Below are 16,394 nucleotides of genomic sequence, written 5' to 3'. Positions count from 1 at the left end.
GCGGTGCGGCGGTGTCCGTGCAGGACGTCGCCGTGCAGTCCAGTATGTCGTCGTGGATCAACGCGAACGCGTCGAACGACTCCAGCGCGGCGGGGCCAGTCCGGCGAGTTCCAGCAGCAGCCCCTTCACCTCGGTGGCGGCGACCCGGTCCCGCGCTGCCGACGCGTCGGAGCAGAGCAGCACCGGCCCGTCGTCCGCGTCGGTGGGCAGCCGCCCGTGCGAGCCCCGGACCGCGCGGGCGCCGGCGTCGAGCCCGACCACGCTCATCAGGTACCGCATTCCCAGCTTCTTCCGGGCCAGCGCCACGGCGGCCCGCCGTCTCGCGGCACCGGGGGCGGCCGGATCGAAGAACAGCTCCGCCGGATCGTACCCGGGCTTGCGGTGGATCTCCACCAGCCGGGCGAAGTCCGGCGCGCGGTCGTCGTCGAGCCAGTAGTAGTACGTGAACCAGGCATCCGGCTCGGCCACCAGCACCAGCTCACCCGCGCGGGGGTGGTGCAGCCCGTACGCCGCCTTGCCGTCCGCGTCGAGCACCTCGGCCACCCCGGGCAGCCCGGCGCACAGCTTCGCCACCGCCGGCACGTCGGCCGGGTTCCGGACGTACACGTGGGCGACCTGGTGGTCGGCGACCGCGAACGCCCGGGAGGTCCACGGGTCGAGGTACTCCATACCGGCCTGCGTGTGCACCCGCAGGAACCCCTCCGAGCGCAGCAGCCGGTTGACGTCCACCGGCCGGGACACGTCGGAGATCCCGTACTCGGAGAGCGCCACGACGGTGGCGTCCCGCTCCCGGGCGGCGTCCAGCAGCGGCGCCAGCACGGCGTCCAGCTCGGCCGCCGCGGCGGCGGCCTGCGGGCCGGACGGGCCGAACCGTTGCAGATCGTAGTCCAGGTGCGGGACGTAGACCAGGGTCAGGTCGGGTGACTGCTCGGCGAGGAGCCGCCCGGCGGCCCGGCAGATCCACCGGGACGACGGGAGCCCGGCGCCCGGTCCCCAGTAGGAGAAGAGCGGAAACGTGCCCAGCGCTCCGGTCAGCGAGTCGTGCAGCTCCGGTGGGTCGGTGTAGCAGTCCGGGTCCTTACGCCCGTCGGCGTGGTAGACCGGGCGCGGCGTGACCGTCCAGTCCACGTCCGCGCCCATCGCGTACCACCAGCAGACGTTCGCCACGGTCCAGCCCGGCGCTACCCGGCGGGCCGCCTCCCACAGCTTCTCGCCGCCGACCAGGGCGTTGTGTTGGCGCCACAGCAGCACCTCACCGAGGTCCCGGAAGTACCACCCGTTGCCGACGATCCCGTGCTCGGCGGGCGGCGCACCGGTGAGGAACGTCGACTGCACCGAGCACGTCACCGCCGGCAACACGGTGCCCAGCTCGGCGCGGAACCCCGCGTCGGCGACCGCGCGCAGCCGGGGCATGTGCGCGAGCAGCCGCGGGGTCACCCCCACCACGTCCAGCACGACCAGTTGCCTGCTCACCGGGTCGCCGCCTTCCGGCAGGTCGGGGCCAGGCCGAGCGCCACCAGCTCGGCGCGGGTGAAGGCCAGCTCGGCCGCGATGCCCGCGGCCAGCTCCGCGGCGGTGCGCGGCCGCCGTGCGGCCGGCAGCACTCCCCAGGTGTACGTCTCGACATCGAGGTGGTCGCAGGCAGCGCCGGGGCCGGCGAACAACGTCGCCAGCGCGGCCCGCAGCACCGGCAGCGTCGAGTCCAGCGGCGGTTCGGGCGGGGCATGCAGCGGCACGTGGTAGTGCACCCGCCACGGGCCGGGCAGCCCCGCGTCGAGGGCAACGTCCAGGTCGTCGGCGGCCCAGCCGGGTCCGGCCGGATCCGCCGGGGCACCGCGGCCGGAACCGGCGGTCGCCGCCGCGCACGCCGAACTCCGCGTCTGGTGCAGGAAGCGCGGTTCCACCCAGCGTCGCAGGGCGTTCGCGCCGGCGAGTGGGTCGGCCGCCTCCAGCGCGGCCGAGACCTGCACCTTCACGACGGGTAGGCCGGCAGCGCGCAGCCTCGCCAGGGCCGCCACCGGCTCCTCCCAGGCACACGCGAGGTGGGCCAGGTCGAGACAGATCCCGAGCCGGGTGACGTCCACTCCGGACAGAGCAGCCACGGCCTGCGCGGTATTTTCCACCGCACAGCCCGGCTCCGGCTCGAAGCCGACCCGCACGCGGCGGCCGGTGTCCCGTTCGACGGCGGCGAGGCCGGCGGCGAGCTCATCGAGCCGGCGGCGGGCGGCGTCCGCGCGGGCGGCGTCCCAAGGATCCCGCCAGGCCAGCGGCAGGGTGGAGACCGAGCCGCGGGCCGCGTCGGCGGGCAGCAGGTCCGCGAGCACCCGAGCCAGGTCCAGCGTGTACGCGAGCCGCCCCGGGGTGGTCCAGTCGGGGTGGTAGACCGCCCTCTTGACAACGGGCGCCTGGAAGGCCGCGTACGGAAAACCGTTGAGGGTGACGACCTCCAGGGCCCGCGCGGTCAGCTCGGCCCGCAGGCGCCGGCGGGCGCCGGCATCGGCGGCCAGCTCGGCGGCGACCGGCGCGGCCAGCCACAGGCCGAGCCCGAGCAGGTCCGCACCCAGCCGCTCGCGCACCGGTACCGCATAGGTGTCGAGTTGGGCGATAATGCCGGCGAGGTCCTCAGCGGGGTGCACGTTCGTGCAGTAACCGAGGTGGACGACGGTCCCGTCGGCGTGCCGCAGCCGCATCAGCTGCCCCCGCGCAGGATCGAGTTGCCGGCAAACGTCGACTCCGGGGCGTCCACATCGCGCAGGTCGAGCCGCCCGGACCGGCCGTAGAACTCGACCGGGTTGCGCCACAGCACCCGGTCCACGTCGTCGGCGTCGAACCCGGCCAGCAGCATCGCCTCCCCGGTGGCCCGGGTCAGCAGCGGATCCGACCGGCCCCAGTCGGCCGCCGAGTTCACCAGCATCCGCTCGGTGCCGTACCGCTTCAGCAGCTCCACCATCCGCGGCGGCGACATCTTCGTCTCCGGATAGATCGAGAAGCCCAGCCAGCAGCCGGTGTCGCGGACCAGCTCCACGGTCACCTCGTTCAGGTGGTCGAGCACCACCCGGCCCGGCGCGATGCCCGACTCGGCGACCACCGCGAGCGTGCGCTCGACGCCGCGGGCCTTGTCCCGGTGCGGGGTGTGCACGAGCGCCGGCAGGTCGTGCGCGAGCGCCAGGGCGAGCTGGGCGGCGAAGACCTCGTCCTCCTCGGGCGTCATCGAGTCGTACCCGATCTCGCCGACCGCCACCACGCCGTCCTTCTCCAGGTAGCGGGGCAGCAGGTCGAGCACCGGGCGGCAGCGCGGGTCGTTCGCCTCCTTCGGGTTCAGCGCCACCGTGGCGTGGTGGCGGACGCCGAACTGGCCGGCCCGGAACGGCTCCCAGCCGATCAGCGAGTCGAAGTAGTCCACGAAGCTGTCCACGCTGGTGCGTGGCTGGCCCAGCCAGAACGCCGGCTCCACCACGGCCCGGACGCCCGCGGCGGCCATCCGCTCGTAGTCGTCGGTGGTGCGGGACGTCATGTGGATGTGCGGGTCGAAGATGCGCATTCACGCCTCCCTGTGGTGGGGTTGGCCGGTGCCGGCGGTGAGCCGGTCGAGCAGCGCGGTGGCGTCGGCGGGCATGGTTCGGCCGGCGGCGGTCCGCTCGGCGGCGAGCGCGGCGAGCATGGCCGCCAGCGTCCCGTCGGCGCGGGCGTCGAGATCGGCCACCACGGCCAGCGGCACGCCGGTGAACACGCACTTGAGCACCGCCTGCCGCCAGGCCGCCGGGTCGAGGTGCCGGGCGTACGGGCCGAGGGCCGCGGCGACCAGCCGCGTGTCGTTGGTGCGGATCGCGTCGTGCAGCAACGGCACCCCGGCGGCGCCGACCGGCAGCAGGGGCAGGGCTTTGAGTACCGCGCTCCTCTCGGCGGCGTCCCCGGCCCGGTAGAGCGCCTCGGCCTGTCCCGCCACGTGCTCGGCCGGCAGGCTGGTCAGCAGCAGCGCGCGGGTCGCCTCGTCGGCGGTCCAGCCGGGCAGGTCGGGCAGGTCGGCCCGACCGCAGCGTCGGCCGGCGGCCGGAAAGAACCGGGCGATCGCGGCCGGCTCGGCCGCGATCCGGCGCAGCGCCGTCGCCAGCCAGTCCGGGTCCGGTACGTCCCGCAGGGCCGTCCGTAGGTCGTCAGGTGTCACTCATGCCTCCCGTCGGCGCCACTCCCCGAACCGGGAGGCGGCACTCTCCCTCGTGCCAACCGGTGCGTCCGGCGCTCGGCCGGCCTCGCATGCGCCGGTGCGGCGGCGGTACGCCCGGACTGCTGCGCTCTCCCCCTACATGTGCGCCGCCTCCGGTGACGCGTCGGTAGGGGAAGAGCAAAGCCGCGGAGCGGGTACCGGCCGCCCGGCGGCATGCGGAGCCGGCAGGCCGGTCGCCGCGGCCCGCAGGAAGTCCAGCGAGCGGGCGGCGACGGCGGGCGCGGCGTGCGAGTGGCGCGGCAACTCGACCGCGACCAGGCCGGCGTAGCCGACCTCGCGCAGCGCCGCCAGCACCGGCGGGAAGTCGATCTCGCCGGCACCGAACTCCAGGTGCTCGTGTACGCCCCGCCGCATGTCGTCGATCTGCACGTTGACCAGGCGCGCTGCGACCGCGCGGACGCAATCGGGCACCGGCAGCGGCTCCAGGCAGCGACAGTGCCCGATGTCGAGGGTGATGCCGAAGCGGTCCGGGCCGCCGAGGGCGGCCGACAGCCGGCGCCAGTCCTCGATGTCCTCGACCAGCATCCCGGGCTCCGGCTCGAAGCCAAGCATCACCCCGGCCGCGTCGGCCGCCTCGACCACCGTGGCGCAGCCGGCAACCAACCGGTCCCGGGCCACCGCGGGCGGCACCGCCGCCGGCCGGACGCCGGCCCAGAAGGACACCGCCTCGGCGCCGAGATCCGCGCCGACGGCCACCGCGCGCCGCAGGAACTCGATGCGGCGGGCGGGGTCGTCGTGCAGCAGCGTGGGCGCGTGCTTGTGCCACGGGTCGAGCAGGTACCGGGCTCCGGTCTCGATCACCACGCCGAGACCGAGCGCGGACAGCCGACGGGCGACGGCGTCGACGCGCCGCGCGAGGCCGGGTGCGAACGGGTCGAGGTGATCGTGGTCCAGGGTGAGGGCGACGCCGGCGTAGCCGAGGTCGGCGATCACCGCGAGCGCCTCGTCGAGGCGATGGTTGGCGAAGCCGTTGGTGCCGTACCCGAACCGCAGCCCGCCGCCGGTCTCCCCGGTGGCCGGGCCACTGTGGTGGGGCGGCCGGTCGGTGCGGGGAGCGGGCGGGCGGGCGGCGGTCATGTCGGAGAGACCTTCCGGGCGAGCCGTCGGCACAGTGGCGCGGCCGCCGCCACCGCCAGCCCCAGCAGGCCGGCACCGGCCCGCGCGGTCAGCGCGCCCTGCAGGGTGGGCAGGCCGGTGATACCGACGCCGACGGCCGCGCGCACCCGGCTGGCCGTGGGCTCGGCGACCACCCGTAGCTGGGCGGCGCCGTACCGGGCGACGTACCAGCCGGTCAGTGCCACGGGCAGGGCCGCGGCCAGGGCGGCTGCCGGGCTCCCCCGGCCGGGCCCCCGGGACCGGCCGGGCGGGCCGGCGCCCGCGCGGGGTGCGGCGGCGTCCGAACAGACGCGCCGGTCGCGGCCGAGGCGCCGGTCGAGGGCGGACGGAAGCACGGCGCTGGCCGCGACCAGGACGGTGCCGGCGAGGGTCCGCACCGGCAGGCCCGCATCGGCACCGTCAACCTCGCGGCGGGAGAGGGCGGTGACGGTCCAGGTGTGGGCGGCGACGGTCGCCGCCGCGGGCAGCGCCCGCACCGGCCGGCCGCCGGAGGCACCGAGGAGGACGTCCAGCCCCCGGCAGGCGGCCATGACGGCCGGACCGGCGGCGGTGTTCTTGGCGGCCAGGTCATACGCCCAGACCACGGTGGCGAGCGGGAGCGCGACGGCGGCCGCGCGCCGACCTCCGGCGGCGGCGGCGAGCCCGACCCCGGCGGCGGTGAGGCCGGAGGCAAGGCCGAGCGCGAGGCCGGGGGCGACCCGGCCGCTGGGGATCGGCCGGTCCGGGCGTTCGACCGCGTCGAGCCGCCGGTCGGCCCAGTCGTTGGCGGCCATGCCGGCCCAGTACAGCAGCACCGAGGCGGTCGCCAGGGCGGGCGTACGTGCACCGAGCGCCCCCGCCGCGGCAGCACCGGCAACGACGTCTCCCGGCACCGACAGCGCGGCCGGCGCCCGGACCAGTTCGGCAAGGTCAGTGAGGCGGGGCATCGGCACCTCCGGAGTGCAGCCGGTGGGCTAGGGCGCACAGCCGGGCCCACTGATCGGCGAGCGCGTGGGAAGGGTCGCCGAGCGGGTCCTTGAAGAAGAAGGCGAGATCGGTCAGGGGACCCGCGACGCCGGTGGCCTGCGCCGCGGCGGTCAGCCGGGCCAGGTCGAGCACCAGCGGCGCGGCGAGCGCCGAGTCGCAGCCGTGCCAGCTGAACTCCAGCCGCATGCCGGTGCCGAGGAACCCAGCGAAGGTGACCAGATCCCACGCGGTCTTGAAGTCGCCCAGCTCCTCGACGTACTCGATGCGGCTGCCGCCCTGCGGGAGGTAGCCGAGGGTCTCGCCGAGCACGCGTTGCTTGCTGCGCACCTTGGCGGCGTTGGCTGCCGGGTCGGCGAGCGTCGCGCCGTCGCCACCGCCGAGCAGGTTGACACCCGACCAGGACCGGACGGCGAGGTGCCGCATCGCGAACATCGGGGCGAGCACCGACTTGATCAGGGTCTCCCCGGTCTTGCCGTCGTGACCCGCGTACGGCACCCGGTGCGCGTCGGCCAGCGCGGCCAGTGCGGGCAGCCGCAGGCCGGTGGACGGGGTGAAGTCGACGTACGGGCAGCCCGTCGTCACCGCCGCGTACCCGTACAGCGAGCTGGGTGGCAGCACCTCGTCGGGACCGGCGAGAGCCGCCCGCAGCGCGGCCGGATCGGCGTGGCCCGGGTGCGGGCGGGGTGCCGGCTCGGTAGCGGCGACGTTGACCACCACCACGCAGGGCAGCCCGTGCCGTTGCCGGAAGTCGGTGAGGTCGTGCGCGATGGCCGCGGCCCGGTCGGCCTGCGTCCCTGCGCTGGGAGCGGGGCGCAACTCCCGCTCGACCGCCGCCAATTCCTCCGACAGCGCGGCGACCAGGCGGCCCGGTAGGACGCCCGCGGCGGCCAGTGACTCGGCCCGCTTGGCGAGCGGCGTGGTTACGACGTCGTGCCCGCCGAGGACCATGTCGGCGAAGGCCGGCAGGGCGGGCCCGCGCACGCCGGGCAGCTCGGTGACGCACCCGGTCGGACCGGTCAGCCCGGCCCGTAGGGCGAGCGCCCCGACGATGCTGGTGGTCGCGACCGAGCCGCGCGCCCCCACCAGCCAGACACCCGTACGCATGACGCTCCTTCCGCTCGGAGGAACCAGGAATCTGACAGATACGAAAAGACGGTTCGGAAACCGTCTCCGGTGCGGATGGGCCCCGTCCGCCGCCCGCTCCGGGACCGGTTCGCCGGCCGGCGCCGAAGTCGGCGGTGACGGCACCGGGCCGGCATCCGGCGCGAGTACGGACGGACGGGGCTGGCAGGCAGGGACGGTCGGCGTCTCGCCCCTGCCTCCCCCGCATCCGGCCCGAGCGGGACGACGCCGCGCCCGGCCGGACGACTCGTCAGACGCGGTCCACCCGGAACTGACGGGAGGGCAGGGGGCGGGTGGGCGATGCTGATGAGGGCACGGCGTCCTCCGGTAGCCGGGTGACCGCGGCCGGACGGCAGCGGGACGATCGAGCGGCGACGCGCGGCGACGCCGGCCGAGCTGCTGGTGGACGGCGTGTGGAGCGCCGCCCGGAGTGGTGGGTGGTGGGGCGGCGGTCCTCCGGTGCGACCGGGGAATCCCGATCCGGCCGCACCGGACGACCGTCTTGCTCGCGCCCCCGGGCCGCAACCCGTTGGCACGTACTCCGGTCCCGACCCGCACCCGGCCGCGGGGCGCAACCGCGGCCGGTCCTCGCCGGTCGGTACCGGAGGCGTCTCAGGCGGTGGCCGTCACCAGCGCCGGCTCCACGTCGGCCCACGAGGACCCCAGCTCGGCCGACCGGGTCACCGCGTCCAGCACCAGTTGGACCTGCAGGGCATCGGAGAAGGACGGCGTCGGGTCGACCCCGGTCGCCACCGCCTCGATGAAGTCCCGCATCTGGTGGGTGAAGGAGTGCTCGTACCCGATGATGTGGCCCGGCGGCCACCAGGCCGACATGTACGGGTGCTCGCCCTCGGTCACCAGGATCCGGCTGAAGCCCTGCTCGGCGGTGGGTCGCGTCGCGTCGTAGAACTCCAGCTCGTTGAGGCGCTCCAGGTCGAAGACCACCGAGCCGAGCGACCCGTTGATCTCCACCCGGAGGGCGTTCTTGCGGCCGGTGGCGAACCGGCTCGCTTCGTACGTGGCCAGCGCGCCGCCGTCCAGTCGGGCCACGAACACCGCGGCATCGTCGACCGTCACCGGACCGACGGACGGGTGGTGCCCGTCACCGTCCACTGAGGCGGCCAGGCCGCTGGACCCGGCCGGCAGCGGCCGTTCCCTGACGAACGTCTCGGTGACCGCGCTGACGCCGCTGATCAGTTGACCGGTGACGAACTGCGTCAGGTCGATGATGTGCGCGCCGATGTCCCCCAGCGCGCCGGAGCCCGCCCTGTCCTTCTGCAGACGCCAGACCAGCGGGAACTGCGGATCCACGATCCAGTCCTGCAGGTAGGTCGCCCGGACGTGCCGGACCACCCCCAGCCGCCCGTCGGCGATCAGCTGCCGCATCATCGCGACCGCGGGCACCCGGCGGTAGTTGAACCCGCACATCGACCGTACCCCGACGGCCTGGGCGGCGGCGGCAGCAGCCGCCATCGCCCGGGCCTCGGAGACCGTGTTGGCGAGCGGCTTCTCGCACAGCACGTGCTTGCCTGCGGCCAGCGCGGCGAGTGCGATCTCGGCGTGACTGTCCCCCGGGGTGCAGACGTCGACCACGTCGATGTCGTCCCGGGTGACCAGGTCACGCCAGTCGGTGGTGGACGTGTCCCAGCCGAGCCGGTCCGCCGCCTCGGACACCTTTCCGGCGTCGCGGCCGCAGATCAGCGCCATCCGGGCCCGCGCCGGCAGGTCGAACACCCGGTTCACGGTGCGCCACGCCTGCGAGTGCGCGGCGCCCATGAACGCGTAGCCGACCATGCCGACCCGCAGTTGCATGTCTGTCGTGGACAATGTGGGTCTCCCCCGGTGTGTCAGAACCCGAGCTTCAGGTAGTCGCCCGCGTTTTCCTTCGTGATCGTCTCGGAGGCGAGGATGATCTCCTTGGGAACCTGGAGTTCCACCAGGTCGGACATGCCCCTGCCCTGCCCGATGAGCCGGGCGAGCGAGATGGCCGAGGAGGCCATCGACGGGCTGTAGGTGACGGTGGCCTTCAGCGGGGTGTCGTCCGCCTGGATGTCCTCGATGGCCTTCTTCGAGCCGGCACCGCCGACCATGAAGAACTCCTTGCGATTGGCCTGGTTGATCGCGGCCATCACGCCGATGCCCTGATCGTCGTCGTGGTTCCAGAGGGCGTCCATCCTCGGCAGGGCCTGGAGCAGCTGGGAGGCCTCCTGCTGGCCCGAGTCGGCGGTGAACCGGGCGGCCCGGCGGTTGGCGACCTTGAATCCGGCCTGGGCCAGCGTGTCCGCGAAGCCCTTCGACCGCTCCTGGGTCAACTCCAGCTCGTCCATGCCGGCGATCTCACCGATCACCGGGTTGGCCACGTTATTCGCCTTCAGCTGCACGATGATGTACGTGGCGGCGGCCACGCCCATGCCGTAGTTGTCGCCCTTGATCTGCAACCGGTAGGCCTTCGCGTCCGGAAACGCCCGGTCCAGGTTGACCACCGGGATACCGGCCTTCATCGCCTCCAGGCCGAAGGCGTTGAGTTCCTTGCCGTCGTGCGGCAGCAGCACGATCACGTCGGGCTTCTGCGAGATCAGCGTGGACAGCGCGGCCCGCTGGGCCGCCGCGTCAGCGCCGGCCTCGACCGTCTTGAACTCCACGTCCGAGAACGTGCCGGCCTGCGCCTTGGCGTTGTTGGTGATGGCGGCGATCCAGCCGTGGTCCGCGGCCGGGGCGGAGAAGCCGATCGTCACCTGCTTGCCGGGCTCGCTGTTGCCGCCGGGGGCGTTGGCCGCCTTGGTCTGCGCCTCGGTCGGCTGCTCCTCGTTGCTGGTGCAGCCGGCGAGCAGGACACCGGCGCCGACCGCGGCCCCGCCGAAGAGCAGCCGGCGGCGCGACAGGTCGCGGCTGTGCTGGGTCATGACGACCTCCTGTTTTCAGGAATGTTTGAAGGGATTCGGGTGTATGAGTTTCGTCCGCCGTGGTCTCGATGGCCCGGGGTTGCGGCAGGGTGTTTCGAACGGGGTCAGGTGGTGCGGGTGAGCCGGTTTCGGCCCAGGAACTGGGTGAGGCTGCGGAACTGCACCTGCTGGATCAGGACGGCGGCGACGATGATGCCGCCCTTGACCATGTTCTGGGCCTCGGTGGTGAGGCCGTTGATGGCGAAGAGGTTGGTGATCGTGGCGAAGATGATCACTCCGAGCAGCGAGCCGGTGATGGTCCCCCGCCCGCCGCTGAGCAGCGTGCCGCCGATGATCGCGGCGGCGATCGCATCCAGCTCGTACAGGTTGGCCATCGCCGCCTGGGCGGAGTTCGCCTGGGCGGTGAGCATGACGGCGGCGATGCCGCAGCAGAGACCGGAGAGCGCGTAGAGCAGCAGGGTGTGCCGCTTGACGTCGATGCCGGCCAGCCGGGCCGCTTCCGGGTTGCCGCCGACCGCGACGGTGCGGCGGCCGAACGTGGTGCGGTTGAGCAGCACCCAGCCGGCGGCCACGACGGCGGCGAGGATGTAGACCAGCAGCGGAATGCCGAGCACGTTGCTACTGGCCAGGCCGTTGATGAAGCCGTTGTCCGAGACCTGCGTCTGCTTGTCGGAGATCTCCGCGGCCAGTCCGCGGGCCGCCACCAGCATCGCCAGGGTCGCGATGAACGGCACCAGCCGCCCGTACGAGATCAGCAGACCGTTTACCAAGCCGACCGCCATCCCGACGGTGAGGGCGCTGAAGATCATGCCGCCGGCGCCGTAGCTCTGCGTCGCGACCGTGGTGCACCAGACTCCGGCAAGGGCGACGATCGCGCCGACCGACAGATCGATGCCGCCGCCGATCATCACGAAGGTCATGCCGACCGTGACCACACCGACCACCGAGGCGAGCTTGAGGATGCTCAACACGTTGTTCCAGACCCAGTCCGGTCGGGAGTAGAGATCGGAGCGGGTGGCCGCGCCGATGATGACCAGCACGACCAGGACCCCGATCAGGGCAAGGTTGCGCCGAGCGCCCTCGCCCCCCTCGCCGTGCCACCAGGAGAGCCTGCCGCCTGCCTTCTCACTGGCCAGGACGGTCTCCGCCGGGTCGACCGGCGGTGACTGCGCCGGGAGATCCGTCCCGCGCGCCGGCGCGGCGGTAGAGGTGTCCTTCACGTCACTCATGCCGGTGCGCCTTCCATCAGGGACCCCGCCATGACGAGGTCGAGCACGGTGTTCTCGTCGAGTTCGGTGGCCGGGGCCGTGCGGACGACCCGGCCCTCCCGCATGACCAGCACCCGGTCGGCCAGACCAAGCACCTCGGGGACCTCACTGGAGACCAGCAGGACGCCGACGCCCTGGGCGGCGAGAGCGCGGATCACCTGGTACAACTCCGTCCTGGCGCCGACGTCCACGCCCCGGGTCGGCTCGTCCAGCAGCAACAGCTTCGTGTCGCCGAGCAGCCACCGCCCGACCACGACCTTCTGCTGGTTGCCACCGGAGAGGGTGCGCACGGACCGGCGGACGTCCCGGGGGCGCAGGTCGAGGCTGTCGGCGATGCGGTCCGCCTCGACCTGTTCCTTGCCCGTGTCGGTGAACCCGCCTCGGGCGTACCGGCCGAAGGTGGCCAGCGTGACGTTGCGGTAGATCGGTTCGCCCAGCAGCAACGCCTGACTCTTTCGCTCCTCCGGCGCCATGCCGAGGCCGGCGCGGACCGCCGCGCCCACGCTGCCCGGACGCAGCGCCTTCCCGCCCATCGTGACGGTGCCGCCATCGGCCCGGCGGGCGCCGTAGATGGTCTCCAGCAGCTCCGACCGGCCGGAACCGACCAGTCCGGCTATACCGACGATCTCGCCCGCCCGTACGGACAGCGACACGTCGGCGAACTCGCCGGCCCGGGTCAGCCCGTCGACGCGAAGCAGTTCCGCACCGGCCGCCGCCTCGACGGGGCGGTCCGGGAAGACGTACTCGATGCTGCGGCCGGTCATCCGGGAGACCAGGTCGCGGGTCGGGGTCTCGCGGGCCGACAGGTTCGCCGCGGTGGTCCGGCCGTCTTTCAGTACGGTGACCCGGTCGCCGATCTCGCGGATCTCCTCGAGCCGGTGGGAGATGTAGATGACGGCGATGCCCTGGGCGGTCAGCTCCCGGATGATCCGGAACAGGTTGCCGACCTCGTCGTGCGCCAGCACCGCACTCGGCTCGTCCATGATGATCAGGCGGGCCTCGTGCGACAGCGCCCGGGCCATGCTGACCACCTGCTTGGCGGCGGCCGGCAGCGAACGGACCATCCGGTTCGGCGGGATCTCCGCGTGACCGAGCCGGCCGAATATCTGCCGCGTCCGCCGCGCCATGTGGCCGCGCTGAACGAAGCCGAACCGGCGCGGCTCGTGGCCGAGGAAGGCGTTCTCCGCGACCGACAAGTCCTCGACGAGGTCGAGCTCCTGGTAGATGGTGGCGATGCCGGCGCGCATCGCCGCCTGGGGGTTGGCGAAGGTCACCGGCTCGCCGCGCCACTCGACGGTCCCGGAATCCGGCCGGTGCACCCCGGCCAGCACCTTGATGAGTGTGGACTTGCCGGCGCCGTTCTGCCCGAGCAGGCAGTGCACCTCGCCGGCACGGACCGCCAACTGAACCCCGTCGAGGGCGCGCACGCCCGGGAAGGTCTTCACCACGTCGGTGAGCCGCAGCACGGTCTCGGCGGTCATCGGCGCCTCCAGGTGGGTTGGGACTTGGCAGGAAGCATGGCGACCATCGTCGGGTCGGCGAGGACCTGTTCGACCGCGACGTGGGCTGCGCCGTGAGCGGCGGCCCGGAAGTCGAGTTCGGAGGCGACGAACTGGCACCGGGCATCCGCCCCGGCCACGACCAACCGGTCCAGCTGCGCCTGCGCCTCGGCGATGAGATGTCCGCGGAACCGGGCGAAGTAGCCGCCCAGGACGATCACCCGCGGGTTCAGCAGGTTGGCCAGGATGGCACCGCCGATGCCGAGCCACCGCGCGATCTCGCGCAGAGCCTGCTCGACCCGGGGATCCCCCGCCGCCTGCCGGCGTTCGATCTCCGTCAGGCGCTCCTCCGGCACCCGGACCGGGCCGCTGTCGGGGCGCCCGTAGGCGTGATCCGGCGCCGCCATCCGCAGCAGCGCCGCGAGGCCGACCTTGGTTTCCCAACACCCGGTCCGCCCGCAGCCGCACAGGTCACCGTTCGGATCGACCGGAAGGTGACCGACCTCCCCGGCGAAGCCGTCGCCACCACGCAGCAGCCGACCGCCGGAGATGACCCCACCGCCGACACCGACCTCCCCGGTCAGGTAGACCAGATCGGGGGTGCCGGCCGCCACGCCCGCCGTGTACTCGGCCAGGGCGGCCAGGTTGGCGTCGTTGTCGACCCGCACCGGGATCGGGGCCGAGCCAGCGGCCAGCCGCTGCGCCACCGGGACGTCCCGCCAGCCGAGGTTGGGTGCGTACAGCACGGTGCCGGTCTCCACGTTCACCAGCCCGGGGACCGCCACCGTGATCCCCATGACCCGTAGCCGCGCCGCGGCGAGGTCGGCCAGCGCCTCGCGCACCACCGCGACGAGCCGCTCCAGCGAACGGTCGACATCGGAACCCATCGCGTCGAAGCCGATCCGCCGGTCGATCAGCGTCCGCCCGGTCAGGTCCAGGCCGTGCGTGGCGATGTAGTCGACGTTGATCTCCAGCCCGAGCGCGCCGACGGTGGCCCCGTCGAGGGAGATCACCCGCCCGGGGCGGCCAACTGCGCCGGCCTGCCGCAGGCCGGTCTCGACCACCAGGCCGCGGGCCTGCAGCTCGCTGATCAGGCTGGAGACGGTGGTCTTGTTCAGCCCGGTCTCGGCGGCGATGGCCGCCCGGGACGCCGGGCCCCTGGTGTTCAGGTAACGCAGCACCAGGGAGAGGTTGGAACGGCGAACAGTGGTCTGATCGGCCGGAAGATCTGCCGGCTGCGCCGGGGCGGCGGTTGGTTCAACCTGTACGACCAACCGTCTCACCCCCTTCCCCGCCGCTTTGGTCGCCCTGCCGTGTCGGCTATCAAGTTAGAGGCGACCGAGAGGCTCGACAAGACCGAGAAATAAATACTTTCGTAACACTTCAGCAACGACACCGATCACTGCCTCCGACTACTCACGAAACGATTGCACGCTCTGCCGGCAGCACACACGTGCTCCTATTCCCGCCCGGCGGAACGCATCTCGCACATAACTGTGCGAGACCCGGACGAGCCTATTCGGCACCAGTGCCGCGGTCGCCGGCGCAGCGGGTGCCGCTCCGGTCGGATGGGGTGCGGTGGGGCCGGCGGGTGCGTCCGCCGGCCCCACCGGCTGCCTAGCCGCCGTCGAGGCTGAGCCAGTCGACGTCGAACAGATATCCGCCGCCGCCCTTGAAGACCAGGTGGAGCGAGCCGGTTCCGGTGCTGCTCAGGGCGGTGCTGACCGTGGTGAAGGTGCCCCAGCCGCCGGTGCCCGGTACCGCCACCGACCCGAGCAGCGCTCCCGTGGCCGAGCCGGACCGGACCTCGATGGTGCCGCCGGCGGTTGCCGAGGAGACGCGGGCGGAGAAAGACGTCCGGCCGGCGGCGCTCACCGCCGCGTACCCCACCCAGTCGCCATTGTTGACGTATCCGACGGTCTTTCCTCCGCTGGCGGACGAGTGATTCGCGATCTGCACTCCGGACGACATCGAATAGGATTCCCCCTCCACCTTGACGGATGTGACAAGCTCCCTGATCCGGATGTTACGGAACGCAACCCCGTCACCGGCCGCGCTGTTCTGGACGCCGATGTAACCCTGCAGACTCCGGCTCTGGTCGGTGCTGGTGAAATCGTTGATCTGCACGCCGTTGAGGAACACCCGGATCCGTTCGCCCTCCACCAGCAGCTCGTAGGTGTTCCAGCTGCCGGGCGGGTTCAGCGCCGCGTCCCGGGCCGACGCGTTCGGCGCCTTCGCCCCGTAGACCGCCCCGGTCACCTGGTTCGCCGAGCCGGAGCCGCCGATCTGGACCTCGTAGCCGCCGGCCGGGGTGGTCCCGGACGTGCTGTCCGCGCCGATCATCACGCCGGAGTCGTCCGAGCCGGCCAGCCGCCAGTCGAGCTTCAGGGAGTACGACCGGAACGCCTTGGCCGAGTGCCAGTAGACGCCCCGGCCGCCAAAGGAGCTGAGGGTCGCGTCACTGTTGGTGAAACCACCCGGTCCGGCCTGCGTCCAGCCGGCGGTCGACCCGCCGTAGAGGGTGGTATAGCCGGTCTCCGCTCGGCAGTCGAACTTCGCGAAGCCGGCCGCGTACCGGATCCCGCCCAGCAGGTGGGTGCGAAACGTCGGATCGGTGAAGGAGGCGTCGGTGTGCCCACCCCCGGTGTAGAACGACCGGCCGGCGGAGATCGAGCGGCACCAGACAATCGGGTGGTCTCCCATGGTGCCGCCGGAGTAGCTGGTCTCGTTGAGGCTGGCCAGCACTCGCGCGGACGACCGCGGGTTGACGTGGTAGTTGTACCACTCGTCGGTGCGGGTCCAGGTCTGCGGCAGGTGTGCGGTCGCGGCGTGCGCCCGGCTCTCCACCCGTACCTGGGCCGACTGGACCGCCGGGTGGGACACGAACCGGGCACCCACCAGCTGGCCGTACCAGGGCCAGCCGTGCTCGGTGTCGGCTGCCGCGTGCACCCCGACGAACCCGCCACCGCCCTCGATGTACGCCTGGAAGGCGTCCTGCTGGCTGGTGTTGAGCACGTCGCCCGTGGTGTTCAGGAAGACCACCGCCTCGAACTGGGCGAGGTTGGCGGTGGTGAAGGTGTTCGCGTCCTCGGTCGCGGTGACGGTGAAGTTGTTCGCCGCACCGAGGTCGCGCACCGCCTGGACGCCGGCGGCGATCGAGCCGTGCCGGAAACCCGCGGTCTTGGAGAAGACCAGTACCTGGTAAGCGGGGTCGGCAGCCGACACCGACGGAGCGAGACCACCGACCAGCAGCAGGACGGCTGCGAGTGTGGCCGAGAGCCGGATGGCTTTCATG

Annotated in this window: 13 protein-coding genes; all 13 read right to left on the bottom strand. The window is 72.9% G+C overall.

Annotated features, from left to right (window positions below; all coding sequences use genetic code 11):
• Positions 1 to 57 precede the first annotated feature (57 nt).
• The 13 genes from C569_RS0100325 to C569_RS29525 all read right to left on the bottom strand — a co-directional run bounded on the left by C569_RS0100325 (position 58) and on the right by C569_RS29525 (position 16,393).
• On the bottom strand, positions 58 to 1,473 hold the full coding sequence (locus C569_RS0100325; protein WP_018783819.1) for an alkaline phosphatase family protein: 1,416 nt from the start codon (positions 1,471 to 1,473) through the stop codon (positions 58 to 60).
• Positions 1,470 to 2,690 (bottom strand): metabolite traffic protein EboE, encoded by a 1,221-nt coding sequence (eboE, locus tag C569_RS0100320; protein WP_018783818.1) that lies wholly within the window; start codon positions 2,688 to 2,690, stop codon positions 1,470 to 1,472. The genes C569_RS0100325 and eboE overlap by 4 nt, the downstream gene beginning before the upstream one ends.
• Positions 2,690 to 3,541, bottom strand: a complete 852-nt coding sequence (locus tag C569_RS0100315; protein ID WP_018783817.1) for a TatD family hydrolase — start codon at positions 3,539 to 3,541, stop codon at positions 2,690 to 2,692. Before C569_RS0100315 ends, eboE begins: the two co-directional genes overlap by 1 nt.
• Positions 3,542 to 4,165, bottom strand: a complete 624-nt coding sequence (locus C569_RS0100310; protein ID WP_018783816.1) for an EboA domain-containing protein — start codon at positions 4,163 to 4,165, stop codon at positions 3,542 to 3,544. It abuts the gene before it with no gap.
• A 135-nt stretch (positions 4,166 to 4,300) separates the two neighbouring features.
• Positions 4,301 to 5,302 carry a sugar phosphate isomerase/epimerase gene (locus tag C569_RS0100305; protein ID WP_018783815.1) on the bottom strand — a complete coding sequence of 334 codons (1,002 nt, stop codon included), beginning with the start codon at positions 5,300 to 5,302 and terminating at the stop codon, positions 4,301 to 4,303.
• Complete coding sequence (locus tag C569_RS0100300; RefSeq protein ID WP_018783814.1) at positions 5,299 to 6,267, bottom strand: SCO3242 family prenyltransferase; 969 nt, start codon at positions 6,265 to 6,267, stop codon at positions 5,299 to 5,301. Before C569_RS0100300 ends, C569_RS0100305 begins: the two co-directional genes overlap by 4 nt.
• Entirely contained in the window at positions 6,251 to 7,411 is a 1,161-nt protein-coding gene (locus tag C569_RS0100295) for an inositol-3-phosphate synthase (protein WP_018783813.1), read from the bottom strand. Before C569_RS0100295 ends, C569_RS0100300 begins: the two co-directional genes overlap by 17 nt.
• Positions 7,412 to 8,041: 630 nt before the next feature.
• On the bottom strand, positions 8,042 to 9,241 hold the full coding sequence (locus C569_RS0100290; RefSeq protein ID WP_018783812.1) for a Gfo/Idh/MocA family oxidoreductase: 1,200 nt from the start codon (positions 9,239 to 9,241) through the stop codon (positions 8,042 to 8,044).
• Positions 9,242 to 9,276: 35 nt separating this feature from the next.
• The gene (locus C569_RS0100285) at positions 9,277 to 10,332 is read right to left on the bottom strand and encodes a substrate-binding domain-containing protein (RefSeq protein ID WP_018783811.1); all 1,056 of its coding nucleotides are present in this window, start codon (positions 10,330 to 10,332) and stop codon (positions 9,277 to 9,279) included.
• 104 nt (positions 10,333 to 10,436) lie between these two features.
• On the bottom strand, positions 10,437 to 11,561 hold the full coding sequence (locus C569_RS0100280) for an ABC transporter permease (protein ID WP_018783810.1): 1,125 nt from the start codon (positions 11,559 to 11,561) through the stop codon (positions 10,437 to 10,439).
• Positions 11,558 to 13,081: a sugar ABC transporter ATP-binding protein gene (locus C569_RS0100275; RefSeq protein WP_018783809.1), complete on the bottom strand. Its 1,524-nt coding sequence runs from the start codon at positions 13,079 to 13,081 to the stop codon at positions 11,558 to 11,560. The genes C569_RS0100280 and C569_RS0100275 overlap by 4 nt, the downstream gene beginning before the upstream one ends.
• Positions 13,078 to 14,280: an ROK family transcriptional regulator gene (locus tag C569_RS29530; RefSeq protein WP_018783808.1), complete on the bottom strand. Its 1,203-nt coding sequence runs from the start codon at positions 14,278 to 14,280 to the stop codon at positions 13,078 to 13,080. Before C569_RS29530 ends, C569_RS0100275 begins: the two co-directional genes overlap by 4 nt.
• Positions 14,281 to 14,716: 436 nt before the next feature.
• On the bottom strand, positions 14,717 to 16,393 hold the full coding sequence (locus C569_RS29525; protein ID WP_018783807.1) for a ThuA domain-containing protein: 1,677 nt from the start codon (positions 16,391 to 16,393) through the stop codon (positions 14,717 to 14,719).
• Position 16,394 lies beyond the last annotated feature (1 nt).

The organism is Micromonospora sp. CNB394 (assembly GCF_000374985.1).
Taxonomy (GTDB): Bacteria; Actinomycetota; Actinomycetes; order Mycobacteriales; family Micromonosporaceae; genus Micromonospora; species Micromonospora marina.
Note: the sequence above shows the minus strand (reverse complement) of the source record. Positions and strands in the feature narration are given on the sequence as shown.